The sequence below is a fragment of the Wocania arenilitoris genome, assembly GCF_021728535.1.
GTDB classification, from domain to species: domain Bacteria; phylum Bacteroidota; class Bacteroidia; order Flavobacteriales; family Flavobacteriaceae; genus Wocania_A; species Wocania_A arenilitoris.
On the sequence record NZ_JAKKDU010000007.1, the window covers coordinates 179,270 to 204,683 of the forward strand.

A 25,414-nucleotide genomic window follows, 5' to 3' on the forward strand; every position below is an offset into this window, starting at 1 on the left:
TAAACAAAAAAGTGTTCACCTAATTGCACATTGCACATTGCACACCTATTTAATGGTTTTAATTGCTTTTAATTGATATCAAATAAAATTGATAAAAACAAAAAACACTGATAATCATACAATTAACAGTGTTTTGATTTTGCCTGAATTAGGTTCGTCGGGATGCTGTCCCGATGACTATCGGAATTGTTTCAGCACCTCATAATATTTCGATTAACTATTTAAAAAAACTTCAAGCTTATCAACAAACAAATCAGGAGTGAATTTTTGATATAAAGCTGAAGACTCTTTTTTGTATTTCTTTTCAGGTTTTGTGTATAACTCAGGCTTATAATCTTTTAAATGTACACTTACGTTGTTATCATCTTCAAAAAGATTCCATGATGCTTTATCAATCCACGGGGAATAAATAGCAAATGTTTTAATGTTAAGTGCTTTTGCCATATTTATAGCACCACCTTCGTTACCAATTACAGCATTACAATGGTGCGTTATTGCTAAAAAGTCTCTTAAGCTTTTCCCAAAAATATTAAATAGAATATGTTTTTTTGAAGTTTTATTACATAATTTATAGATTGCTTTAGCCTGTGCTTCTTGTTTTGGGATATAATTAAACAAAATTTGTCCTTTAGTTTTTTCAACAATAGTATCAATAATTTTAGCCATAAAAGGAAATGGATAGGTTTTATTATCACTACTGCCCAAAACACCTATCATAAATAAAGGTTTGTTTAAATCAATATTTTCCTTTTCTAAAAACTGCTTGCCATTAGATATTTCGTTATTAGTTAAATAAATTTTTGGTTTTACAGACTTTATTTCAATGCCTATGGGATGTAATAATTGTAATCGGTTGGTAATGGCTAAGCCTATTTTTTCATCAGTACTTTGTTGCCTTTTTATATTGTGATGATAGAAAAGCGTGCTGTAATGTTTGTAATAAGAAATTTTGATTTTAGACTTAGAAAAAGCCGTAATTAAATTACTGGAGAGTTTTGAATATACATCAATAACAATATCATAATTTCTTTTTCTAACAGATTTAGCAAGTTTTAAAAGTGCACTTTTGCTAGATTCCGCCTCTTTAGTAAAAAAAATAAAGTTATCAATAAACGGATTGTTTTCTACAACAGGATGGGTATGCTCATTAATTAAATAATCTAGTTGGGCATTGGGATATTTTTGCCGAAGCGCTTCAAACAAAATACTGCTTGTAAGCACATCACCAATCATTTTTTGCTGTATTACTAGGATTTTCATTCTAAAATCAAATTACAAACAAAAAATTCCAAATTCCAATTTAAATGCATTGGAATTTGGAATTTAGTCTTTTTAAAGCTTAAAAGTAGCGCAACTTTTTTTCACAAGAATAAAACTGCTTACTGCCACTGCTGCCTACTGAAAACTCTTTTAAACAGCTACGTCATGCTCACGAAGTGCGTCGTTAAGCGATGTTTTTTTATTCGTGCTTTCTTTACGTTTTCCAATAATTAAGGCACATGGTACATTATAACTACCGGCAGCAAATTCTTTAGCGTAACTACCAGGAATAACCACAGAACGTGCAGGAACTCTTCCTTTATATTCAACAGGTTCATCTCCTGTTACATCAATAATTTTAGTGCTCATGGTTAAAACAACACCAGCACCTAAAACAGCTTCAGTTTCAACACGTACACCTTCAACTACAATACATCTACTACCAATAAACGCATTATCTTCAATTATTACTGGAGCAGCTTGTAATGGCTCTAAAACACCGCCAATTCCAACACCACCAGATAAGTGCACATTTTTACCAATTTGGGCACAACTACCTACTGTAGCCCAAGTATCAACCATAGTGCCTTCATCTACATAAGCACCAATATTTACATAGCTAGGCATTAAAATAGTGCCGCTAGATATATAAGCACCGTGGCGCGCAACAGCATTTGGTACAACTCTAATTCCACGTTCGGCAAAATTCTTTTTTAAAGGAATTTTATCATGGTATTCAAAAATTCCAGCTTCTAAAGTTTCCATTTTCTGAATTGGGAAGTATAAAACTACTGCTTTTTTTACCCATTCATTAACTTGCCATCCGTTTGCAATAGGTTCAGCAACTCGCAGTTCGCCCTTATCCAATAAATCTATAACTAATCTAATAGCTGTTGTAGTACTCTCTTCTTTTAAAAGAGTCCTGTCATTCCAAGCATTTTCAATGGTTTGTTGTAATTCTGTCATTGGTATTTATTTTTTGAGCAAATATAATGTCTATCATTCAAAAAAATGAGAGAAATATTCATTATATGGATTTAATATTTGATAAAAATCAAACCCTTTTTAAATGGATTTTTTAAAAAATTAAGCACGATTTTCTCTTTTAAGGAATTGAATACGTCGATGAAATGCATTTTTGATGTATTTCATCGACAAAAATACGTCGTTAAACTATTCGTCGATAGAAGTTATACCGTTTTCTAATAATCGAAAATTCAATGTGTTACAACTAATTTATTGGGCTTAGCTTTAATGTGATTCTATATTTGAACCATCAAACAATCCAAATCTGATGAAAACAAATATTTACATATTATTAATTTTATTACTTTCTTTCTCTTTTGCAAACGCTCAAGATAATTATGTAGTAAAAGTTGAAACTGAAAATACTATTACAGTTTCTGATAATAACGAAGATGTTATTATCACTGTTAAAGGTGATAATAATGAAGTAAATAAAAGTAAAGCTAAAACTGATGCTGTTGAAATAAAAGAAAATGTTGCAAAAACTAATAGTGATATCAGAGTATATTTGAACCGAGTAAGACGGGTTGAAAATATCAAATGGTTATTTCCTAAAATAAATAAGGCTAAAGTAGCATAAAAATAAAGTTCAAATATTAATAATTAAGGTTAAATTATTTAAAAGACTGTCTAAAAAGGCGGTCTTTTTTATTTTACTATTTTTGCGCAAAACATATTTATGTCTCGCATTTTAGCAATAGATTATGGTAAGATAAGAACAGGAATAGCTGTAACAGATGAGTTGCAGATTATTGCCTCAGGACTAACTACGGTTACTACAAAATCGCTTATTTCTTTTTTAATAGATTACACAAAAAAAGAACAAGTTGAATTGTTTGTAGTAGGTGAACCTAAGCAGATGAATAATACAGCCTCAGAAAGTGAGATATTAATACTACCATTTATAGCAAAGCTTAAAAAGCAATTCCCAGATATTCCTGTTATTAGAATTGATGAACGGTTTACCTCAAAAATGGCTTTTCAAACCATGATAGATAGTGGTTTAAAAAAGCAGCAGCGTAAAAACAAAGCGCTAATAGATGAGATTAGTGCAACGCTTATTTTACAGAGTTACTTATACTCTAAATAGTATTTGTTAATAAGCTTTTTAAACATAAATACAACGATTAACATGTAAGTATTGTATTTTTGCACAAATTAAATTAATGTAACCACAATGATTTTACCAATTGTAGCCTATGGCGATCCTGTATTAAAGAAGAAATGCAAAGATATTACAAAGGATTATAAAGATTTGGATACTCTTTTAGAAAACATGTTTGAAACCATGTACAATGCTTTTGGTGTTGGTTTAGCAGCACCACAAATAGGATTACCAATTCGTCTGTTTATTGTTGATACCTCGCCTTTTGCCGAAGACGATAATCTTACAGAAGATGAACGAAATACGCTAAAAGATTTCACACAAGTATTTATTAATGCTAAAATAATAAAAGAAGAAGGTGATGAATGGGCTTTTAACGAGGGTTGTTTAAGTATCCCAGATGTTAGAGAAGATGTGTTTAGGCAACCAAAAATAACAGTTGAGTACGTTGATGAAAATTTTGAAAAGCATACCGAAGTTTTTGATGGCTTGATAGCAAGAGTAATTCAGCATGAATACGACCATATAGATGGTATTTTGTTTACTGATAAATTGTCAAGCTTAAAGAAAAGGTTAATAAAAGGAAAGCTAAATAACATTTCAAAAGGGAAAATTAATGTCGATTACCGCATGCGTTTTCCAGCACAAAAAAAGAAACGATAAAAGTTGCACCAAATAATTAAACAATTGATATTTGCCACTTTCAAAAAAATAACAATTTATGGGCTTAGAAAAAGTATTAGCCATTTCAGGAAAACCAGGATTATATAAGTTAGTAACACAAACCAGAGGTGGTTTTGTTGCAGAATCGTTAATAGATAATAAGCGTATCTCTGTAAGCTTACAACAAAATGTTAGCGTTTTAAGCGAAATAGCTATTTACACATTAGCTGAAGAAATTCCTTTAAAAGATGTTCTTAGTAAGATTAAAGACAAAGAAAAAGGACAACAAACTACAGTTAAACCAAAAGACAGTAAAGATAAATTAGAAGAGTATTTTTTCGATATTTTGCCAGATTATGATGAAGATAGAGTATATGCTAGCGATATAAAAAAAGTGTTACAATGGTATAATTTATTGCAGCAACACAATATGCTAAATCTTTTAGATGATACAAAGGATGATGCAAAGACTTTTGATGAAGAAGAATAAATTTTAGTTATAATTTCAATAAAAAGCCTCCTATAACTGGAGGTTTTTTTATAAAAGCATTTTTAATACTTAGTTTTTGCTTATGAAAATAAAAAGAAATAATATTATTTTTTTAATAGTAATTGCGATTTTATTAATTCCGAAAACTCGAAAACCCATACAAGTATTTATACAAAAAGGGCTGGCATTAATTAGTCCGTCGGTTATAAGTGAAAATAAACAATCTAGTATTAATGACTATTATTGGAAATTAAAAGATGAAAAAGGAGCTATATTTAATTTTAAAGAAGCTAAAGGAAAAGTCGTATTAATAAATTTTTGGGCAACTTGGTGCCCGCCATGTATTGCAGAAATGCCTAGCCTACAGAAACTATATACAGATTATCATGATAAGATTGAATTTGTATTTATTTCAAATGAATCGTTTAAAACAATTAATTCATTTTTAGAAAAGAATAGCTATACTTTTAAGATTTATAATGAAGTTTCAAAATCTAAATTTTTTAATATAAGAGGTATTCCAAGAACGTTTTTAATAGATAAACAAGGAAAAGTATTAATTGATAAGACAGGTGCTGCTAACTGGAATAGCGAATCGGTTAGACAAACTATTGATGATTTGTTGAAATAAATTTTGCTAAAGTGTTTTAAAAAATGCTTTTATAAAACTCCACGTAAAAAGAGATAACATAATTTTAATTTCTTCAAGAAAAGTGGACTCTTCATCAAGAAATTTAAACATGATTTCTACAGAATTTTTATCATAAAATTGTTTAAAAATCCATTCGCCTTTATGGTTTTCGTCTTTTAAAACTTTTAAAAATACTTTGTCGTAAAACTTGAATCTTCTTTTAAACAAATTGGTCGAAGGTTTTTTATTGGTTTTAATATTATCAATTATTTTTAAAACTTTTTTTTCTGTGTGTTTAAACGAGTATCCAGTTGAACCTTTAACCCAACCACCGCCAGTTCCTATTTTAGTAATGTTATTGCTATTGTAATGTTCAAAAGGAAAAGTTGTCATAGGTATTTGTCCTTTTTCAGTTTCTAATACAGAATAATCTTCGATTTTTAAATACTTTTTTATATAGGTTTTTATGTATTCATCATAAGTTTTTTCATTTACTAGTTGATTGGTAAAATAAGTAAACTCAATTAAAGTTTCAGTTTTAGAAAAAGGTAAAACGTAAGTAAATGTAGTTTGATTGTTGTCTTTTAAGCGATAATCCATCATCGTGAATTTGTTTTCATCAAATACTTCATCTTTTGTTTTGATAACCCAACCTTTAAAATGTTGAATAATAGAAATATACTTTTTGGAGTTTTTTAAAAATTCATCAGGAATGCGACTATCAAAAATATGAGAAGCAGTAAATACACTTTGTTTGGTAACTACTTCTGTTTTTTTATTACTTTCCTTAACTGATTCTGCACAGTCTAATATAAAATGAATATTGTTGCTTTTTACGAGCTTCGATTTAGCCTGATTATAAAAATCAATAGACCGAATACATTTATAACTATAAGGGTTAAGCATTAAATTAATCGTTTTATTTGAAGTAATAACCGATGCTTTGTTCCAAGATTTGTGAATAATATTATTCCATTGCGAGGGTTCAGTTTCCCAAAAACACCAAGTTTTATCATTAGTGTTTTTTTTTGAAAAATCGATTAGGGCAATTTGTTTATCATCAAAAAAAACATCATCACTCATCTTTAAAGCAAGCTGTAAACCTGCTAAACCATTTCCTATAATGATGTAATCGAAATGAGAACAATTAGACATTAAAATAGAAGGATTATTTTTTAAAATATTTAAAAGGAACAAATAGCATCCCGAAGCATTCGCTATCTTCTTTTCCTAAGTGTTTATGATGCATTTTGTGAGCACGCCGAACGCCTTTAGCATACCAATTGTTAGCATTTCTAAATAATTTGAAGCGCTGATGAATAAAAATATCATGAACAATAAAATAAGATAAGCCGTAAGCAAAAATGCCTATACCTATAGGTAAACCAACCCATAAGTTGTTATACTTCCAAAGTAAAATAAAGGTAATGCTAACTATGGCGTAAAAAATAAAAAAAAAGTCGTTGCGTTCAAACCAACTATCGTGGTCTTTTTTATGATGATCTCTATGTAAGCTCCATAAAAATCCATGCATAATGTATTTATGAGTAAACCACGCCATAAATTCCATTATACTATAAGCACACAAAAAAACGAATATCCAAAGTAAAGTTTGCATAGCCTAAAATTACATTAATTTTAGTTGATATTTGATGTAACTTCGCATTAAAAGCTCAATTTTTTTCGGATTTGAAACTCTAATGCGTGTGTTTTTAATTTGTAAAGCAGGTGTTTTTTTAAGTTTTTTTAATAATTGTCTATAATATCTGTAAGCCATAAATACACCAAATTTAGCTTCAATAGGTAATTTTTTTATGCCACTTAATCCTTTTTCAAAATCTAATTCTATGTCTTTAATTATTTTTTGTTTTGAAGCTTCATCAAGATTTTTTAAATCGGTATTAGGAAAATAGGTTCTATTTAAACCTTCAAAATCAGCTTTTAAATCTCTTAAAAAATTCACTTTCTGAAAGGCAGAACCTAGAGCCATTGCAGTCTCTTTTAACTCGTTATACTTTTGGTCATCTCCTTTCACAAAAACTTTTAAGCACATTAGTCCAACAACATCAGCAGATCCATAAATGTATGCCTTAAATTCTTCTTCGGTTAAATATTTAGTTTTGTGTAAATCTGTTCTCATGCTATTCATAAATGCATCTACTAAATCTTTGTCGATGTTATATTTATGAAATGTGTGCTGAAATGAGTTGAGAATTGGGTTTAAACTAATTTTGTTTTTTAAAGCAAGTTCTAAATCTTCACTAAATCTATTAAAAAGGTCTTCTTTGTTGTAATCGTGAAAAGAGTCAACAATTTCATCTGCAAAGCGCACAAAACCATAAATGTTATAAATATGAAATCTTATGCTAGAATACAGCATTTTTGTAGCTAACGAAAACGACGTGCTGTAAGTTTTGGTTACAAGTTTGCTAGAGTTGTAAGAAACGGTGTCAAAAAGTGATTTCATGTGTTTTTATTATTGTTTTTATCTGTCATATGTAGCTTCCATATAATTATTACCTAGAGTATCGAAATCTCGTTATGGAAGTTTCATATATTTAACTGTAATATTTTTTTACAAGATTAGCTACTAATTTCCCTGATATTAATGATGGTGGTACTCCAGGACCAGGGACGGTTAATTGGCCTGTAAAAAATAATTTTTTTACTTTTTTACTTTTTAATTTTGGTCTTAAAAAAGCAGTTTGCAATAGGGTGTTAGCCATACCATAAGCATTGCCTTTATAAGAGTTATAATCATTTATAAAATCGTTTATGCAAAAACTTTCTTTAAAAATAATGTTCTTTTTCACATTTTGTGATGTTAAATTTTCAAACCTTGAAATAATTTTTTCAAAGTATTTATCTCTAAGTTCTTGAGTGTCTTCTATACCAGGAGCAAGCGGAATTAAAAAGATACCTGCTTCTTTTCCTTCTGGAGCACAACTCGAATCAGTAGTACTCGGAAAGCTTGCATAAAAAAGAGGGTTTTCTGGCCATTTGGGGGTGTCGTAAATAGCTTTTGCATGTGTATCAAAATCAACATCAAAAAAGAGGGTATGATGATTTACATGTTTCAATTTTTTATTAAAGCCTATGTAAAACAATAGGGAAGAAGGAGCAAATGTTTTATTACTCCAATATTTTTCAGAATATTGTCTATATGGTTTATCTAAAAGTGTTTCTGTGTGATGATAATCTGCACCACTAACTATAATATCTGAAAAATAAGTTTTTCCATTTGATACAATTCCTTTGGCTTCATCATTTTTAACTATTATTTTATCTATGGGTGTATTTGTTTTAATAACTACACCAAGTTCTTTTGCAAGATTTCCCATCGCTAAAATAACTTGGTACATCCCTTTTTTTGGATGAAAAGTACCTAATCCAAAATCGGCATAATTCATAAAACTATAAAATGAAGGTGTATCACTTGGTTTAGCCCCTAAAAATAATACAGGAAACTCTAGAATTTTAATTAATCGTTCATTTTTAAACTCTTTTCTAACATCTCTTTTAATGGTGCTAAAAAACTGATTAATTTTTTTTATAGTCGTTGGTGTTATGAGTTCTAATGGTGAAATTCCAGGGTTATATACTAGGTCTTTAATTGCAACATCATAATTATCTTTAGCATCTTTTATAAACTTATTTAGTTTTTTTGAGCTACCAGATTCTTCTTTCTCAAAAGCGATTACGATTTTTTCTAACGTATCTTCAATAGTTATAAAATCGTCTTTGCCAAAATATACACTGTATGCCGGATTTAACTTTTCTAATGCGTAATAATCTGAAGGATTTTTATTGAAATCCAAAAAGAAACGCTCAAAAACATCTGGCATCCAATACCATGTTGGCCCTATATCAAAAGTAAATCCATCTTTTTTTAATTGCCGTGCACGACCACCAATGGTTTTATTTTTCTCATAAATAGTTACGTTGTAACCTGATTTCGCCAAATAGCAAGAGGCAGCCAGTGAAGAGAAACCTGAGCCTATTATATTTACTGTTTTTTTCATTTGTTTAACAAATATAATAAAAAGCTAAACAAAAAAAGAAAAAGTTTACAAATCTTTAACTAAGTCTTCTATAGATTTGTATACAGCTATCTTATTTGGAAGGTTTGTAGTATCGAAATCTAACAGTTTTCTACCAAGAAGTAATAATCTAGAATTATCTTTATTTAAAAGGGTTTCGTTAAATTTTTTAAGATATTCAGGAATTAATTTTTCTTCGGGATTAACTGTAAAATAGGATACAAATGTTATTTCTTCGAAAAAATCAAGCAAATCGGTTAAACTTTCCATAGGTACACTTTCTCCTAAAAATATAGTGTGGTAACCTTTGCTTCTAAGTTGATAATTTATAAATAATAAACCAATATCGTGTATTTCATTTTCAGGTAAATATAAAATGAAGGTTTTTGTAATTGGTTTGGGTTCTAAACTTTGAAGTCTTTCAATGTTGAGAAGAATTTTTTGTTTAATATGTACCGAGAGAAAATGTTCGTGTGCTGGAGTAATGGTATTAGTTTGCCAGAGTAATCCAATTTCTTCAAGTAATGGCAGAAACACGCTATAAAAAATATCACTAAAGGTTTTATTTTCAATTAAATTATTATAGGTATTATAAAATAAAACTTGATCAAAATTAATCATAGCCATTTTAAAAGCATTTATAGCATGATCTTCAACCTTTGCCCTTGAAGCTATTTCTCTTACTTTTACAGGAATCTCTTCTTCTTTTAAATTTGCAATTTTAGAGATTTTTATTCCATTATTGTTAAGGTAAGAAATATTTAAAAGCTTTTGAAAACTTGTTAAACTATAATTTCTAATATTTGTATCTGTTCTATTTGGGCTTAATAAATTATACCGTTTTTCCCAAATACGTATTGTGTGAGCCTTGATTCCAGTTAGGTTTTCTAAGTCTTTAATACTAAAGTTGACTTGTATATTGTTCATTTTTAAATAAAAAAGGTTAGACAAAAATACCTAAATTTAGTTTATAAAAAAAATAAATGGAATAAATAAAAAAAGTGCACACGAGAAGATTCGAACTTCCACATCCTAAACGGATACTGGCCCCTCAAGCCAGCGCGTCTACCAATTCCGCCACGTGTGCCTAATAAAGTGAGTAAAAATAAAAAAAGTTAAGGAATATTGCTTAACTTTTTTAGTAACCAGGCTGGGGCTCGAACCTTTGGCTCTAACTCCAGTATTTATAAGTCATCTGCTATTTTTCACAGTAGTTGTTGACGAATTGTGAACCTTGCTGTAATTTTAAATATGTCAAATTAACTTTCGTTGCTACAAATATATATAATTTAAAGTTTTTATTTGCCTTATTATTGTTTTGCGATAGATATTTCTTTTCAGTAAATATTTATATTTAGAATATTAACTCACACAGCACATTTCCCTTCATTCCGCGAAAAGCTACATTACGGTAAAAGAGCTTCACTACCCATACCTAGGACATACCCCCACCAATTTTAGCTTTCCATTTCGCTAACCCTTCCCTCTGAGCTGTAAAGTCCAGAAATTGTGATACTCTAAAAAAGAAAAACCCCTTAAAAAAGAGGTTTTGAGTTAAATATATGTTTTAGAGCCTTGTGCAACGATTACCATTCTTGGCAACAGTTTTTATTAATTCAGGTTACAGTTTTTTATTCAAAATCTTGTCTTCCTGCAATAGCCATTATTTCTACAATATCCTCATTTAATTTAAAATAGATGCTATCAATCCCACAAACACATCGTCTGTAGTCTTCTTTTATATAGTCAACCGATTCAAATGAAAAAGGACTTTGGTTAATAATTTCAAAATATTTAAAAAATGATTCAAAGTATTTGTCCGCTTGAGTCATTCCAAATTTTTTCACACCGTAATGATGAATCCGTATCAAGTCATTTTTTACTTCATTACTTAATTTATATTTAGTCATTAAGTAAAGACTTTGATTGAGCTAAAATTTCATTTTTACTTTCATTTGTAAATCCACTATTTTCGTTTTTCTTCAATTTAGCCCGAATCCAGTTAATTTCAACTTGTTGTTTTCGAGCTTGTCTAATCAAGTCATTTATTAGCTCACTCTTACTTGAATATTCTTTTTTATCCACTTGAGTTTTCAGCCATTCATCGTTTGGCTTTGTGAATGATATACTTTGTCTAGCCATATTTTAATTATTTGATGTATATATACATCAAATACGAATCATTTTCAAATTGTTGCCTAACGGCTCTAATATGTTTAGTGCAGGATTTTAAGGCACTTTACTATCAAAAACTACATTGTTTATTAAATGTTCTAAATTGTAAATTTACTACATCGCCCTGCATTACGTATATTTATTGTTGGGCATTCGTGGTTTATTGCTTTTTTAAATTAATCACAATGATATCTTTTAAGTTATTTTTACTTTTTGCAATAATTTCATTTTCTCCTGAGGAAAGCACTATAGTAAAATAGAAACGTGAATATTTATCAGATTTTGATGGTGTATATTCTTTTCCATTAACAAAGAGTTTCACTTGCTTTTGGTTCGAATATACCTTGATGGTTTGTTCTGCTTTTGTTCTATTAATAAGCCTTCGTTCTGAAATATAAAGCATTGGATCTTCTTTGTTCCAATTCGCCTTATAGAAATAAAATGCATCTTTTTTATCCTTACGATCAAATGTGACAATTCCTTTATCGTTTTTACCTGGTTTTTCACCCTCGGTACGATGTGCCGCACCATAATCAAACAAATTCCAAATGAATGTCCCCCAAATGAATGGACGTTTATCAATTTCTTCCCAATATGCTTCGTGAAAATGGGTTTGCCAGTTTTCTGGATGCCAATAGCTGGTGGGGTTTGTTTTTTTTAACTCTTCACTTTGGTGTACAATACTTGCCCCTGCTCCATATTCACTAATACCAATAGGTGTGTTTGGTATTTTGGTATGCGTGTTATCAAGCCATTTACCAATGTCTGAAACCTCACCGCCATACCAGCCAAAATATAAATTCCAAGCCATAAGATCTGTGATTTTATTTAAATCTCCCGATTGATTACTAGCAGCAGTTGTAACCCTTGAAGGATCTTCAGAAATTGCTAATTTGTGTAACTCTTTAACGTATTCTACAGGATTATCTCCAGATTCTTTTAGTTCGTTAAATAATCCCCAAAACAGAATGGAAGGATGATTCATATTTTGACGTATCATTTCCTTAAGTTGATTTTCCCCATTTTTCTTGAACCGTTCTGAATTAACAAATCCTTTTTCAGCATATCCTCCAGGGCCGACAAAAGGTATTTCACTCCAAACAATTATACCTGCTTTATCGCACAATTTATACATATATGAATCGTGAGGATAATGTGACATCCTCAAACTATTAGCTCCCATATCCTTCATTATTTCAACATCTTCAAGATGATGAAATGGAACCAGAGCATTTCCTAATTCTGGTCTGTCCTGATGACGACAAACTCCTTTTATCTGAATATGTTTTCCATTTAAAAAGACGCCTTTATCGGGGTCAACATGAAAGTAGCGTAATCCTAGTGGCTGAATTACTTCGTCAATTATTTTTTCATCTTTAATTAACTGTACCCGAACGGAGTATAAATATGGATCTAAAGTACTATGCCAAAGATGTGGTTTATTAATTTCTATGGGAATTGTTATTTCTTTGGTGGAATCATCATTATCTATAGTTTGAGTTTTGGAGAAAACGGTAGTTTCTTTATCATCTAGTACACTAACATTTACGTCAACATTACTTTTTCCTAGGACTTTTATAATTGATCGGACAGAGGCATAATCGTTAGTAACAGTATCCGGATGCAGATAAACTCCTTCTGATCCATAATCAAGTAAAGAAATACAATCCAACTCGGTTATGTATAGCTCAACATCACGATACAATCCTCCATAAAAATTAAAATCACCAAGTAAAGGCATTACATCAAGCTGTTGAGCATTATTTACCTTTACGGTAATTGTGTTTTCCTTACCATAAACCACGTAAGGAGTAATTTCAAATGCAAAAGCGGTATAGCCACCTCTATGCTCACCAATGTGTTTACCATTTATGAAAACATCAGTAACCAAATTAGCTCCCCAGAATTTAATGAATAATCTTTTGTTTTTCCATTCTTGTTTAACGTCAATCTTTTTTGTGTAAATCCCCAACCCTCGATAATAATCGGTGTTACCTCCTAAGGCATCTTTTGTGTTCCATGTATGTGGTAAGTTTATTGATATGCCTTTACTTTTAACATCGTAGCCATAACTGAATTTCCAATTTTCATTAAGGTTAAAAACCTGTCGTTGTGCGTGTAAAGCTAATCCTCCAATTAAAATTATCAGTAATAACGTAAATGTTTTTTTTCTCATTTTATATATTCCTGTGGTGATGTTATTTAATCATTCTCAATCATTTCCCGCATGACACAAAACGTTGGCGGTATGGGCAGTAAGGGATTTCTGGTGTTTTCTTGTCAAGCTACACGAAAAGTTGAAGCAGGAAACAAGCCTTCGCACACCACTGAAACCCTTATAGACAAGACTGCGTGTTACAGCCAGTCATTTTTTGATCAAATTTTGGTTCATCATCAGTTATAGATTACTTGGTTATAATGTCAATCTCTGCATACCCAACGGAATCATTGCTCAATGTATTTTTTTCTGCCCTCAGTTTTATATATCTGGCACTTTCCAAAGGAAATATCTTAGTTTGCCAGAGTGGATTGTTCTTGATGTTGGAAAATTCTCCTTCATCAACAAGTTCCCAGTTTTTATTATCATTTGATGTATAAAATTGATAGTGTGTGAATATTCCCGGAGGGTATGATTGACTGGGCAAATACCTAAAGCCGATCAATTCTTCTATTTTGCCTAAATCAACCACAATATCAATGGGCATTTTACTGTTATTTCCCTGATACCACGTTGTATTTACGTTTCCATCTATTGCATCAGTTGCCTTAGGGTCAGTCGTGTTAATTACCACCCAATTCTTTTTTGCAATATCAAATTTTTCTTCAGCAACAGAACTATTTTTCTTGCTTGAAGCTTCGTAAGCAATGGCTTTAATGGTGACTTTTTTACCATCAGTAGCTATTGGCCCTAAGTATTTTTTTGATGTTGGTGTAGGCATCGTTTCATCGAGGGTGTAATAAATCTCCGATTCTTTGTCAGAGGGTGTTATTATTAGATTACCCGATTTTTCACGCATAATTACGGGCGGAACCAAGATTTGGGGGGCATTATATACTTCGATATTGGATATTACAGGGCAGGCCTTGGTCTCGGTAACCGTAAAACGTAGTTTGCTTGCATGAATGGTCGAAAAGGATATGATGCGCTTATAGCCAATGGTGGTTGTGCCATTGCCGTTTGCCACCAACTGGTCTTTGAGTTGTTTCCATTCGCCATTGACAAATGCTTCGAGTGTGAACGATTTTATGCGTTGCCCCAGACGTATATTTTCTTGCACAAGAAAACGGTTCATGGTTTTAGGCTTGTCAAAATCAATGATCAACGAAGCTGTTTTAACAGAATCATCTGTTGACCAATAGGTGTCTTTATTACCATCTGTTACATTTATTGCCCCGAATTTTTTGTTATTGTCCCGAACATTCGAGGCTATAATTTTTGCGTTTTTTGCCAAATCAGTTGCAAATGTTTCTTTTATGGCTTTAGCGAAAGCTAACACCTCTTTTTCGTCGTTTTCATGTATTAAACCTCTTTTGTCGATAGGAAAGTTGAGCAAAAATGTTCCATTTCTGCCTATCGATTTATAGTAGGTTTCCATCAACTTAGGAAGATTTTTTACACGCGAATCTTCACTTTCATGGTAAAACCAACCTGGGCGAATGGAAGTATTTACTTCACCTGGCACCCATGCATCTCCGTCTTCTACTCCGTAGCGTAACATTTTTTTAGGGACATCTCCGGTTTTATACAATAAACTCCAATTGGTTTCGCCAACATAGCCCGATTCAGTGCCAACCCAACGCAAATCAGCTCTATCACCTTTGTCGTTCCAAATAACACAATTGGGTTGTAGGCTTCGTATCATTTTATAGGTATTTGGCCAGTCGTAATAGGTTTTGCGATCAATCCTTCGTACGGTTTTGGCTCCTCCGTAATAGCCGTCACCTCCGTTGGCCCCATCGAACCATATTTCGAATATTTCGCCATATTTGGTAAGGCACTCCTCAATTTGTTTTCTAAAAATGTTCTCAACATAAGGACTGCTACCATTGGCATCGACAATGCCATAACTGGAGTGATTTCTATCCCATGGGGAAATATAAATACCCAGCTTGAGTCCATATTTTTTACAGGCTTTTGCCAAATCGCCCACAATATCACCTTTCCCGTCCATCCATGGAGAGTTTTTTACAGAATAATCAGTAGTTTCTGTCGGCCAGAGACAAAAACCAGAATGGTGTTTGGCCGTGAGGATTATTCCTTTCATACCAGCTTCTTTGCAGACACGAGCCCACTGGTCGCAATCCAAATTGGATGGATTAAAGAGTTGAGCATCATCGGCAGCACCGTATCCCCATTCCTGATTGGTAAAAGTGTTGGTTGAGAAGTGAATGAACGCATAGAATTCCATCTCTTGCCAACGTATTTGGTTCTCAGTGGGAACAGGACCATAAGGAGTAGGAGCATTTTCTTGTGCCTTACAAGCATTAATTACTAAAATTATAATGGCTAGTAAAGTCGTTTTCATACTAAGTTTTTTCATTGATTTTATATTCTGACTAACGTAAAATTATGTTTCTGAAAATCAATACTTTATGAAATTTATAAATTGTCATATTTTCAGTTTTATATTTCTTTCAATCACTCAATTTTACGTTAGCCAATGGACTAACGGTCTTGTGTATGATTTGATGCGAAAATTAAGAAAAAAATGGATAGAAAAAAACAAAATTAGAAGTGAACGAGGTTTTCCCAAAGCGGAAAAAAGTTAGCAATGAATTATTCTGACTAACGTAAAATTATGTTTCTGAAAATCAATACTTTATGAAATTTATAAATTGTCATATTTTCAGTTTTATATTTCTTTCAATCACTCAATTTTACGTTAGCCAATGGACTAACGTATTGTATAAGAAACGTTGCGTGAGTTATGGAAAAAGATATTAAAGAGAACAGGACAAAAAGTGAGCGAGGACTTTCCGAAGGAAACGTCCGAAGCAATGTTTTTTATACGTTGTTGTGCCACGTTTTTAATTTTTTGAAGAGTCTAATTCATTTTTCAATTCGAGTATTATAGTGTTCATATCGGTCAGACGTTTTTGAAAATTATCATCACGTTCATCTCTGTCGGATGCCGATTTATGCAATTCTTCTATATATTTTGTTGCGTTATCTGGTTGTACCAATGTTGTTATAAGCCCAATTGAAGCACCTATTAAAACATACATTATGTTAAACCAAACATCATATTTTAATCTTTTACTAGTCAAACCTTTAATCTAAAGAATTCCTCGCAGCTTGCTGCGGGGTTCAAAGGAAAAGTTTGAAAAACGGATGGTTTTTCAAAACACTTTGAAAAAGTGTATATTGGATTTATGAGTGATCATATCTACAAGAGACACAATAAGAGTTTATTGTTATACCATTTGGTTTGTCCAATAAAGTATCGGCGCTCAATTTTGACAGAAGAAGTAAGTAAATGTGTTGTACAAACATGTTCAGAGATAGAATTTCGATATGACATATATTTTGTGGAGGTTGGATTGGATGAGAATCATGTTCATTTTTTAGTTCAGAGCGTACCGATGTATTCACCAAAGCAAATAGTTCAAACAGTAAAAAGTATAATAGCACGTGAAGTTTTTCGATTTCATCCAGAAGTAAAGGAACAATTATGGGGAGGTCAATTTTGGTCAGATGGTTATTATGTTAATACTGTTGGTCAGTACGCTAATGAAGAGGTTATAATTGCATATTTGAAAAACCAAGGAAAACAAAAAGAGTATAAACAGATTCACTCAAGCCAGTTAAGGTTATTTGAGTAATTCTGATACCTCGTCAGCTTGCTGCGGGGTAGTTCATTAACTATATCAAGGTCTTTTTTTGTACGGATATTTGATAGATATTTTTCAATTCCACCATCTTGTATTGCAAATACTCCTTTTTCAGCCAATTCGTATGTTGAATTTGATTTAAGTCTAATTAAATCTAAAGCTTTACAAGTATGTATTGACCGTGTTCTAATATTAGATGTTTGGCCATGTATAGAGGTATATCCGTCTTTAAATAGTTTTTCAAGTAAAGCGTCAATGTCTTTTATTAAATCTTTACCCAATTCCATTTCACATGCTAACGGTAAATTGTATGAGTAGTGGCAGATTGAGTGGCACTATCCTATAAAACGGCGAAACAGTTTGTGCGGGTTACAACCCTTGATATTTAGTGCTTTACCTACCATTATTTATAAAAATGTTGTACACTGTTTTTTTTGAATATTAATTAAATACTTATTCTATGTTGTAATGCTTTGTGTATGCATTTCTATTTTTTAGCAGATGCTTCAAATTCGAATCACAAAGATGACGAAGCTCCTCTAACTTTTGCTTGAATCTGGGATCTTGAATAAGGTTATTTATTTCTTCAGGATCATCTTTTAAATTAAAAAGCATTTCTAAAACAGGCTCCCTATCTTGTTTAGATATATCACCGATACTATACGGGTGCGACACTTTTAAAAAACGAATATATTTCCATTCTCCATCAACATAACCTTCCTGTAGCGGTGTATCACGCCCAGTATACATATTTTCAAGATATAATCCGTTGCGCCACGGTACATTTAAGGCTTCACCTTGAACTAGAGGTTTTAAGCTTCTACCTGACATAAATGGTGCTGGTTTTACTCCTGCATAATCAAGTAATGTGGTAGTAATATCAAGACTTGATACTAATTCGGTACTACTAAGTCCTCGCATTTTTTGTGGAGCTGTTGGGTCATATACAAAACATGGAAATTTAGAAGTGAGGTCGTATAATAAACCTTTTCCTCCCATGCCATATTCACCCATCAAAACACCATGATCACTGCCGTAAACAATAATTGTATTTCCTGATAAGCCTTGCTTTTCAAGTTCAGCCATTAATTCACCAACCATTTGGTCAATTTCTGTTATCATTTGAAAGTACCTAAAATGATGTTCTTTGTTCGACACTGGATCGTAATCATAGACATAGGTCTTATTACGTCCCAGATCCTGATTCATTACTTCACGTGGTATGTAATTATATGGGTTGTCAGGATTCTGCAAGGGATAAGGAATATCTAGGTTTCGATACTTACCACCATATATTGGATGGTCCGTCAAACGCTCATCCTCACTTGCCGATTGATCAAGTGGTTTATGCATTTTTTGCACTTTACTTCCGTGAGGTGTAGCATAGGCAACTGATAGACAAAAGGGTTTATCGTTATTGTTATTCCGCAAAAATTTGAGAGCATTATCTGTGTGATGACGATTGGTTGTCACTGTTTGTTTTATCCCATCTGGATTTGTACGTTCAAAATAAAATGGGCCATGACCTATGTGCCCATCCCAAAAATCGAACATGTCAGAAAAATTAAGACCATCCAATAAAATATGCCACTTTCCAACATAACCGGTTCTATAATTGGCTTTTTTTAAAAGTGCCGGGTAGCTGTCTTCCCACTGACTTTTCGTTGTTTTGTGATCACTACTAAAACCATTACGATTAATTCGCTCGTGATTACCCAACATAATTGCAGCACGACTTGGCATGCACGTGGGTTCAGCTATATAAGCATTTTTAAATCGAATTCCTTTTGACAACAGTTTGTCCACATTTGGTGTTTCCACCCACGGATGCCCCATTCCTGAAAAAGAATTATCTCGCTGATCATCACTAAGAATAAACAACAAATTAGGCCGCGTAATCTTTTCATCTGATTGAGAAAATGAATTAATTGAAAAAAATAAGAACAATAAAAATGGTAATTTATATTTTTTCATACTGTATGTGATTTTAATAGTTGAATTCTGACTAACGTTAAAATATATCTTTAGTAATCATTGAGTTACTAAATCCAATATCGTCAGGTTTTAGGTCAAATTTATCAATTTGTTTTCTAATTCTTTTTACTATTCCTAGTTTTCTTTTTTGGTCAAGGAACAAATATTCAGTTGGTGGGTCATATGGTACTTGTTTTACAGTCATGGTCCAAATTATGGTTGCAAGCTTTCTGGCTGTAGCACTTACCGCAGCTTGTCTACCTTTTCTGTAAGCAATACGGTTAAAAAAGTCCGATAAATGTGTGTCTTTTAAATTCCCTATGGCATTTGCTGCCAATGGACTAACGTGTTCGTGTATGAGTAGTAGCGCGCTTATATGCCATACTTTTCGGAAAGTAAAATACAAAATTAAAAAAGAATAGCGACTTGAATTAAGATCCAAATCGCTATTACTTATACACGTCTTAAGTTGGCAATAGTTATTGGACTTCAATTTGACTCCAAATCCCTGTTTTAGCAGTTTCTTGTGCATATTCTAGAAATGTTTTTGCTTTTCTGTCTAGAACTCGTTCAATATCATTAACCACTAACTGATTTTTAGGATTGGTTAAAACATGACTAAATAAATACTCAATTAACCATACTACATCACTTGGTATTTGCATTTGCTTCATACCATCAATATACTGTTCTAATGTGATGTCATAGAAGTTTATTTTTCTGTCACTAGTTTTTGAAATTATATTGATAATATCCTTGAAGTTGATTAATTCTGGACCTGTTACCTCAATAATTTCACCGTTATAAGTGTCATCAAGCAAAACAGTTGCAGCTACTTCTGCAATATCATTGGCATCTACAAATGGAATTAAAACATCAGACATTGGTAACGCCACTTCTCCAGACAAAATAGGATCCAAAAAGAAACTTTCGCTCCAATTCTGATTAAACCAAGATGCTCTAACTATTGTATAATCCATACCAGAATTCATCACAATTTTTTCACAAGCTTCAGCCTCGGTTTCACCTTTTCCAGAGAGCAGCACCATTTTTTTAACACCTAATTCTTTTGCTAAATAAGTTAAACTCTCTATAGCTTCTTTGGCTCCTGGAACAGCAAGATCAGGATAATACGTAACATACATTTTTTCGATGCCGCTTAAGGTTTCTATCCATGTTTCTTTATTATCCCAATCAAAGCTTGGTGATGAATTTCTTGAACAAATTCTTGGCTCAATTCCTTTCTTTTGTAATTGCTCTACTACTCGGCGACCAGTTTTTCCAGTTCCTCCGATTACTAAAATGTTTGTTTTCATAATGAATTGTTTTAAAATGTTTTTTGAATAAATATTGATATAAGTAATAGTATGAATGAAACCATACTTGAAATGGTTCTAATACTATGGAAATGATTCCAAGCACTTTCATAATAGGTTCTAAAACCCTTCAGCTCCATTAAGTTAAGATTGGTAATATTTAATGCTTCTAGTTCATTGTTTAAGTGTACATTTCCAAAGGCTGTAACTCCAAAAGTGCCAAATAGATAGATGATTGTTGATGCCAACACTAGCACGAATACAGTTTTGTTGTTGAACTGTAAATAAGTAGATATCACCAATGAAATTAAGCTTCCAAAGAATACAATGAAGAACACCGGATTCAAGATTTCTCTATTAATGTTTTGCATTGTTTCCAAATACATTACATGACCTATTTTTTTTGTTCCCAATATGACTGAAACTGACCAAGCGAAGAAAAAACCTGTGGAAAGTGCATTCAATAAAACCGTTATAAAAAAAACAGCTGTTTTCATGCTTTTAATTTTTTTGTTAAATGACTTCCGAAATAAAATACAATGAAGTAAAACTCAACTATAATTGTATAAAACATCGGATCCCCGAAAAATTCTGAATAGCTTCCACCATTTGGAATTATAAATACTGGAACTGTAATTATTACATCTAGAAGCGTAGCCACCATAACGAATGTAAGCCCTAATTGAGATGGTTTTATGTGACTTTTTTATAGAACAGATATGTTCCTATACATGCGCTAGGTATGATACCTAAAGCCAATGCGATATTAGATTGTAGTTCCAGATTTTCTAAAATGGGAACATAAAATGATAAGAGGTAAAAGCTAACTCCTAAAATCCAAACGAGTATACCACATACAATGCTAAATAAATTTTTACTGATCATAATCTTAAGTTTTTTAATTATGACACAAATCTATAGTAGCTGTCTTCCAGCGACTTATTCAGAAAGAATTATGATTTATTCGAAAAGAATTTTACACTTGGCTAGGTCTGTAGCCAAACTTTTTTTCAAAAGCGTTAGAGAAAGAACCCAAACTATCGTAACCTACAGCCCAAGCGGCTTCTTGAATTGTTTTTTGTTCGTTTTTAATTAAACTGTAGGCTTTTTTTAAACGTTCGTTTTGTAAGTATTTGAAAACCGGAACGCCAAACTGTGCTTTAAATTCTATTTTAAGCTTATTTGTGTTAGTTCCAATTCTGTTGGCCAATTCTGTTAAGGAAGGTGGACTTTCTAAATCGGATAATAAAATTTCTTGAGCGAGATTGATTTTTTCTATTTGCGAAGTATCAAGTTTTGTGTTTTGTTGTTGTGCCAATTGTCCAAAATAATGAGAAAGTAAAGCTGTGATATGGCTTTTATAAAACATCATTTTAATCTCACCTTCGTAAGTATTGCTGAAGAACTGTTCAACTAATTGAAACATTTCTGGGCTCATATTAAATACAGGACCTTCAACATAATGGTCTTTTGGGTGAATTAATTGGTATAAAAATTGTTCCAAGAATTGACCTTCACCATTAGGCAATTTGTCTATGTTTCTTATTGTTGTAGCGATTACTAGACATTGCAGCGATTTTAGTTTGGAAACATGATGTTCAAATTCTACCATATTATCTGCATAAAATGATAGTACCATACCTTTGGTGTGATGGAACTTTTTGGTTTTTCCATCAAATTTTACATTAAGACCAACATCACCTGCACCATAAAAGGCGATAGCTATTACTGGCTCGTCAAAAAAACATGAATCTATTAAATTATTTTCGGTAGAAGCCTCTTCCAACAAGATTGTGTAATCATTTATATCTATTATTTCACGATTCATTCTTATGATTTATCTCAATCGAGTTTAATTATGGCACACAACGGTCTAGTGTAAGATTTCGTTGCATGAATTTAGTAATAAACTTTGCAAGTACAAACTGATAAAGGAAAAATCTCTGTTTTTCTTAGTAGGGAGGTAGTTCGCAATGAATTTTACACTTTGTTGTAAAACGTTTTTATTTCAAATATTTAATTTGATACATTTGCTTTAAAGTTATATCAAATTTTAGAAAAAATTACACATATGAAAATCAAGGCTTTACTTTTTTTTGTTCTAATTTTCACAATACTATCTTGTAATCAAAAAGACGAAAATTTAGAATTTGTAAACACCTATAAAATAACTTACTTTGGAAATGGAAATACAGAAGGAAGTGTTCCAATAGACAATAATAATTATGAAATAAATGACGTAGCTAAAGTAGCCCTAAATTATAATAATTTAAAACGAGAGGGATATAGTTTTTTAGGTTGGAATACTTTATTTGATGGAACAGGAGAACAGTATATGGAAGAAGAAAGTATTAATATTGGTAATTCAAATATAGAATTATATGCGCAATGGGCAGACAACGTTATTAGCCATGAACTAAATACTGAAAATCAATTAAGAATAACAGGACTTCCAGAAATAGATGAAAATGATTGGTATTATGCAACTGTAGATTTTTTAAGTGGCAGGCTAATTCTTAATACAGAAAATTCTTTGTCTAATTTTCAGTTTCAATACAAAAGTGGTGGAGATAATTTTGGGTTTTTAAGAATTAGTCAGGGCTTTTACTTTAATACAGCGGTAGCTGTAGATAATGTTGCCTCAATGATCAAAATTTTAGAATCAGGAAGTTTAATTGATGAAAATATTTTTGAGAGTTTAAGTACCGCAGAAATAAGTGGTTATTTTCAAAACTGGAGTGATCTTGAAAATGTTTTTATTCCAGTCAGATTAACTATTGATAACAATACCCATTTCGGCTTTTTAAAAGTATCATTTAATGATATTGAAGGTCTTCTTACTATTCATACAATAGCATATAATAAAATATCTAATGAATCTATAGTGACTTTTTAAATCTCTACTAAGGTTAAGTTCTATTATATAATCTTCAAAACTCCTTAGATTGGATTTTGGAATTTATTGGATGTTGATTAGGAGTAGTATCTTTAGCTTGATATAAAGCTTTGTTTAAAGCTCTTTGACAGCCTTTAAGCTCCAAACTATTACTAATGTCGTATCCAACTATTTTACGGCTGTACATATCTGTAATTAGAGCTAAGTAGCAGAAGCCTTTTATTGTTCTAATGTATGTGATGTCGCTTACCCAAACTTGGTTAGGTCTATTAACTTCTAAATCTTTAATGATATTTTTATACTTGTAGAACCTGTGGTAAGAGTTAGTGGTTCTTGATCTGTATTTCTTTCTAAGTGTAAGCATATTGTGTTTTCTAAGAATATTGAATAAGGTATCTCTACCTATTTTTAAATGGGCATTGGTAAACTCTTGTTTTAATGATTTGGTAAGTTTTCTAACACCTTCTCTAGGAAGGGATTTGCGTCTGTTCTTTACTATTGCAACCACTTTTTTCTCTATCTCTAAACGTTTGTCTTCTCTACGTTTATATTTGTAGTAAGCATCACGTTTAAGTCCGAAACAGTCAGTTATAGTTGATAAGGATGCAAATCCCTTTGACTTTTCTCTGGCCTTGATTAAGGTTTGATACTTAGCTTTTTTTTTAGCTCTAGGACAGATTTATAGCCCAACTGTTCAGCAGCTACTTCTAAGTATGAATCATCAATAAGAGCATCCATATCTTTTTTAAGAAGCAGCTTTTTAAGCTGTTCGATCTCTTTCTGTAGCTGTTTAATGCGTGTAATCTCGTCTTTAGTTTTCACAGTAACTCTTGTGTTCATTAGATCTTTACGGTTGTATTTTTTTATCCATTCGTTGATTGTGGATGGTGCAATACCGTAGGCTTTACCTAGTTGATACTTGTTTAGTTTTCCTGCGGTAAGTTCGTCTAAAATTTTGAGTTTAAAGGATTCTGAATACCGTCTAATTACTTTGTCATTTTTGTACATAATGTTTAAAATTATGTAGCCTTTATTCAGGACGGGTCACAGACGTTAGCAATTCCGAGTGGATTCGGACGTAGTCGAATCCGCCGTAATTGCGGTTATACATTGTTGTAACACGTACTTAAACTCAAATAACTACCTCATACTCTCTATTAATTTTTGTCCTAATCCCGATGATAAGATTCCTATCAAAATCATATGGCCTACGAAAAACCAAAGTATGCCAATAATAGTTGCCCAATACAGTTTACGTGACTTGTAAAAATCATAAATAGTTAATACTAGGATCAATATTAGGATACCTCCCAAGCCATAGATAGCTTCGTTAGTCATGAAATCTTTACTGATTTGCATAAAGGAATGTCTGCCCATGCGTCCTAGTGCAGGTCCCAACATAGATATGGACGCTAAAAGGAAGAATCGCTTGTGATTTTGCGGTTTATTCCTGTAAAGATAGCCTAGAATGACATAGGCTGAAAAAGTAAAAAGGATGAAATTATTCCCCCAGAAAAGTCCTGAAATTCCAAAAGTCGCATCACCAGTTTCAAAGTAACTCTGTAAGGTGTAGTAGATTACATAACCTCCAGATAACAATACCGCCGAGGCAAATAAACTCCAAAATTTACCATTAGTCTTATGTTGGATTATTTTTCCTTTTGATGTGAGCCAATTTTGCCATACAAACGCAACATACCAGAGGGTAAATATAATTGCATGTACTATAAAAAATGTTGGTAACGGTTCCCTATCTGTAAATGAACGAAAAAAGAAGTGGTTTGAAAAACCCAAAAACACAATCATGAATAGGATTATACTCATTGTCAAGAAAAATGAGTGGTCCGATATTTTCCTCTTTTTATTCATAGTTTTTGTTTTCGTATGTCTAGTCCTGAAATATGGCTACAGGTTAAAATTGAATTAAGCTGTTTTTAAATATACCATATTAGGTGTTTTATAGTCTAAAGATAAATGTAATCTTATTTGGTTGTATAAATTAATTG

29 protein-coding genes and 1 tRNA gene are annotated in these 25,414 nt (G+C 31.8%); 8 read left to right on the plus strand and 22 right to left on the minus strand.

Features of this window, described 5'->3' with window-relative positions; all coding sequences use genetic code 11:
• Window positions 1-213: 213 nt before the first annotated feature.
• Both L3X37_RS07650 and L3X37_RS07655 read right to left on the minus strand, forming a co-directional pair.
• On the minus strand, window positions 214-1,260 hold the full coding sequence (locus L3X37_RS07650) for a glycosyltransferase family 9 protein (protein WP_237239579.1): 1,047 nt from the start codon (window positions 1,258-1,260) through the stop codon (window positions 214-216).
• Window positions 1,261-1,410: 150 nt separating this feature from the next.
• The gene (locus L3X37_RS07655) at window positions 1,411-2,226 is read right to left on the minus strand and encodes a 2,3,4,5-tetrahydropyridine-2,6-dicarboxylate N-succinyltransferase (RefSeq protein ID WP_237239580.1); all 816 of its coding nucleotides are present in this window, start codon (window positions 2,224-2,226) and stop codon (window positions 1,411-1,413) included.
• A gap of 328 nt (window positions 2,227-2,554) precedes the next feature.
• Here L3X37_RS07655 and L3X37_RS07660 point away from each other — a divergent pair, with 328 nt between their 5' ends.
• The 5 genes from L3X37_RS07660 (at window position 2,555) to L3X37_RS07680 (ending at window position 5,175) form a co-directional block, all read left to right on the plus strand.
• A complete protein-coding gene (locus L3X37_RS07660; protein ID WP_237239581.1) occupies window positions 2,555-2,866 on the plus strand; it encodes a hypothetical protein in 312 nt (103 codons plus the stop codon).
• A gap of 99 nt (window positions 2,867-2,965) precedes the next feature.
• Complete coding sequence (ruvX, locus tag L3X37_RS07665) at window positions 2,966-3,376, plus strand: Holliday junction resolvase RuvX (RefSeq protein WP_237239582.1); 411 nt, start codon at window positions 2,966-2,968, stop codon at window positions 3,374-3,376.
• An 87-nt stretch (window positions 3,377-3,463) separates the two neighbouring features.
• A complete protein-coding gene (gene def, locus L3X37_RS07670; protein ID WP_237239583.1) occupies window positions 3,464-4,054 on the plus strand; it encodes a peptide deformylase in 591 nt (196 codons plus the stop codon).
• Between the two features lie 58 nt (window positions 4,055-4,112).
• On the plus strand, window positions 4,113-4,544 hold the full coding sequence (locus L3X37_RS07675; protein ID WP_237239584.1) for a DUF5606 family protein: 432 nt from the start codon (window positions 4,113-4,115) through the stop codon (window positions 4,542-4,544).
• An 82-nt stretch (window positions 4,545-4,626) separates the two neighbouring features.
• On the plus strand, window positions 4,627-5,175 hold the full coding sequence (locus L3X37_RS07680; protein ID WP_237239585.1) for a TlpA family protein disulfide reductase: 549 nt from the start codon (window positions 4,627-4,629) through the stop codon (window positions 5,173-5,175).
• A gap of 6 nt (window positions 5,176-5,181) precedes the next feature.
• Here the strand turns inward: L3X37_RS07680 and L3X37_RS07685 are convergent, their stop codons facing one another.
• The 9 genes from L3X37_RS07685 to lacZ4 all read right to left on the minus strand — a co-directional run bounded on the left by L3X37_RS07685 (window position 5,182) and on the right by lacZ4 (window position 13,566).
• Entirely contained in the window at window positions 5,182-6,330 is a 1,149-nt protein-coding gene (locus tag L3X37_RS07685; protein ID WP_237239586.1) for a lycopene cyclase family protein, read from the minus strand.
• A gap of 13 nt (window positions 6,331-6,343) precedes the next feature.
• Window positions 6,344-6,793 (minus strand): sterol desaturase family protein, encoded by a 450-nt coding sequence (locus L3X37_RS07690; RefSeq protein WP_237239587.1) that lies wholly within the window; start codon window positions 6,791-6,793, stop codon window positions 6,344-6,346.
• 9 nt (window positions 6,794-6,802) lie between these two features.
• Complete coding sequence (locus L3X37_RS07695; RefSeq protein WP_237239588.1) at window positions 6,803-7,642, minus strand: phytoene/squalene synthase family protein; 840 nt, start codon at window positions 7,640-7,642, stop codon at window positions 6,803-6,805.
• 91 nt (window positions 7,643-7,733) lie between these two features.
• Entirely contained in the window at window positions 7,734-9,197 is a 1,464-nt protein-coding gene (gene crtID / locus L3X37_RS07700; protein WP_237239589.1) for a bifunctional phytoene desaturase/3,4-desaturase, read from the minus strand.
• A 45-nt stretch (window positions 9,198-9,242) separates the two neighbouring features.
• The gene (locus L3X37_RS07705; protein ID WP_237239590.1) at window positions 9,243-10,142 is read right to left on the minus strand and encodes a MerR family transcriptional regulator; all 900 of its coding nucleotides are present in this window, start codon (window positions 10,140-10,142) and stop codon (window positions 9,243-9,245) included.
• Between the two features lie 75 nt (window positions 10,143-10,217).
• Window positions 10,218-10,302 (minus strand) — tRNA-Leu (locus tag L3X37_RS07710).
• Window positions 10,303-10,846: 544 nt separating this feature from the next.
• Window positions 10,847-11,125, minus strand: coding sequence for a type II toxin-antitoxin system RelE/ParE family toxin (locus tag L3X37_RS07715; protein WP_237239591.1), 279 nt, complete (start codon window positions 11,123-11,125; stop codon window positions 10,847-10,849).
• Window positions 11,118-11,357, minus strand: a complete 240-nt coding sequence (locus tag L3X37_RS07720) for a ribbon-helix-helix domain-containing protein (RefSeq protein ID WP_237239592.1) — start codon at window positions 11,355-11,357, stop codon at window positions 11,118-11,120. The genes L3X37_RS07715 and L3X37_RS07720 overlap by 8 nt, the downstream gene beginning before the upstream one ends.
• 193 nt (window positions 11,358-11,550) lie before the next feature.
• Window positions 11,551-13,566, minus strand: coding sequence for a beta-glucuronidase LacZ4 (gene lacZ4, locus L3X37_RS07725; protein WP_237239593.1), 2,016 nt, complete (start codon window positions 13,564-13,566; stop codon window positions 11,551-11,553).
• 72 nt (window positions 13,567-13,638) lie between these two features.
• On the opposite strand from lacZ4, the gene L3X37_RS07730 reads away from it, so the two are divergent.
• Entirely contained in the window at window positions 13,639-13,794 is a 156-nt protein-coding gene (locus L3X37_RS07730; RefSeq protein WP_237239594.1) for a hypothetical protein, read from the plus strand.
• 1 nt (window position 13,795) lies between these two features.
• Here L3X37_RS07730 and L3X37_RS07735 read toward each other — a convergent pair whose 3' ends face one another.
• A complete protein-coding gene (locus L3X37_RS07735) occupies window positions 13,796-15,931 on the minus strand; it encodes an alpha-L-fucosidase (protein WP_237239595.1) in 2,136 nt (711 codons plus the stop codon).
• Between the two features lie 487 nt (window positions 15,932-16,418).
• Window positions 16,419-16,658 (minus strand): hypothetical protein, encoded by a 240-nt coding sequence (locus L3X37_RS07740; RefSeq protein ID WP_237239596.1) that lies wholly within the window; start codon window positions 16,656-16,658, stop codon window positions 16,419-16,421.
• Between the two features lie 105 nt (window positions 16,659-16,763).
• On the opposite strand from L3X37_RS07740, the gene tnpA reads away from it, so the two are divergent.
• Window positions 16,764-17,213 (plus strand): IS200/IS605 family transposase, encoded by a 450-nt coding sequence (gene tnpA / locus L3X37_RS07745; protein ID WP_237239597.1) that lies wholly within the window; start codon window positions 16,764-16,766, stop codon window positions 17,211-17,213.
• On the opposite strand, the gene L3X37_RS07750 is transcribed toward tnpA, so the two are convergent.
• From L3X37_RS07750 to L3X37_RS07775, 6 genes are all read right to left on the minus strand, one after another.
• Window positions 17,183-17,509: a hypothetical protein gene (locus L3X37_RS07750; RefSeq protein ID WP_237239598.1), complete on the minus strand. Its 327-nt coding sequence runs from the start codon at window positions 17,507-17,509 to the stop codon at window positions 17,183-17,185. The genes tnpA and L3X37_RS07750 overlap by 31 nt on opposite strands.
• Before the next feature lie 166 nt (window positions 17,510-17,675).
• Window positions 17,676-19,196: a sulfatase-like hydrolase/transferase gene (locus tag L3X37_RS07755; RefSeq protein WP_237239599.1), complete on the minus strand. Its 1,521-nt coding sequence runs from the start codon at window positions 19,194-19,196 to the stop codon at window positions 17,676-17,678.
• A gap of 37 nt (window positions 19,197-19,233) precedes the next feature.
• A complete protein-coding gene (locus L3X37_RS07760; RefSeq protein WP_237239600.1) occupies window positions 19,234-19,602 on the minus strand; it encodes a hypothetical protein in 369 nt (122 codons plus the stop codon).
• A 73-nt stretch (window positions 19,603-19,675) separates the two neighbouring features.
• A complete protein-coding gene (locus L3X37_RS07765; protein ID WP_237239601.1) occupies window positions 19,676-20,512 on the minus strand; it encodes an SDR family oxidoreductase in 837 nt (278 codons plus the stop codon).
• Between the two features lie 11 nt (window positions 20,513-20,523).
• Window positions 20,524-21,009 carry an anthrone oxygenase family protein gene (locus L3X37_RS07770; RefSeq protein WP_237239602.1) on the minus strand — a complete coding sequence of 162 codons (486 nt, stop codon included), beginning with the start codon at window positions 21,007-21,009 and terminating at the stop codon, window positions 20,524-20,526.
• 479 nt (window positions 21,010-21,488) lie between these two features.
• Complete coding sequence (locus tag L3X37_RS07775; RefSeq protein ID WP_237239603.1) at window positions 21,489-22,340, minus strand: helix-turn-helix domain-containing protein; 852 nt, start codon at window positions 22,338-22,340, stop codon at window positions 21,489-21,491.
• 243 nt (window positions 22,341-22,583) lie between these two features.
• Between L3X37_RS07775 and L3X37_RS07780 the strand changes: the two genes are divergently transcribed.
• Entirely contained in the window at window positions 22,584-23,408 is an 825-nt protein-coding gene (locus tag L3X37_RS07780) for an InlB B-repeat-containing protein (RefSeq protein WP_237239604.1), read from the plus strand.
• Between the two features lie 34 nt (window positions 23,409-23,442).
• Here L3X37_RS07780 and L3X37_RS07785 read toward each other — a convergent pair whose 3' ends face one another.
• From L3X37_RS07785 to L3X37_RS07795, 3 genes are all read right to left on the minus strand, one after another.
• Window positions 23,443-23,916, minus strand: coding sequence for a DDE-type integrase/transposase/recombinase (locus L3X37_RS07785; protein WP_237239605.1), 474 nt, complete (start codon window positions 23,914-23,916; stop codon window positions 23,443-23,445).
• A 128-nt stretch (window positions 23,917-24,044) separates the two neighbouring features.
• On the minus strand, window positions 24,045-24,416 hold the full coding sequence (locus L3X37_RS07790) for a transposase (protein ID WP_147864341.1): 372 nt from the start codon (window positions 24,414-24,416) through the stop codon (window positions 24,045-24,047).
• Between the two features lie 132 nt (window positions 24,417-24,548).
• Window positions 24,549-25,277: a hypothetical protein gene (locus L3X37_RS07795; protein WP_237239606.1), complete on the minus strand. Its 729-nt coding sequence runs from the start codon at window positions 25,275-25,277 to the stop codon at window positions 24,549-24,551.
• Window positions 25,278-25,414 lie beyond the last annotated feature (137 nt).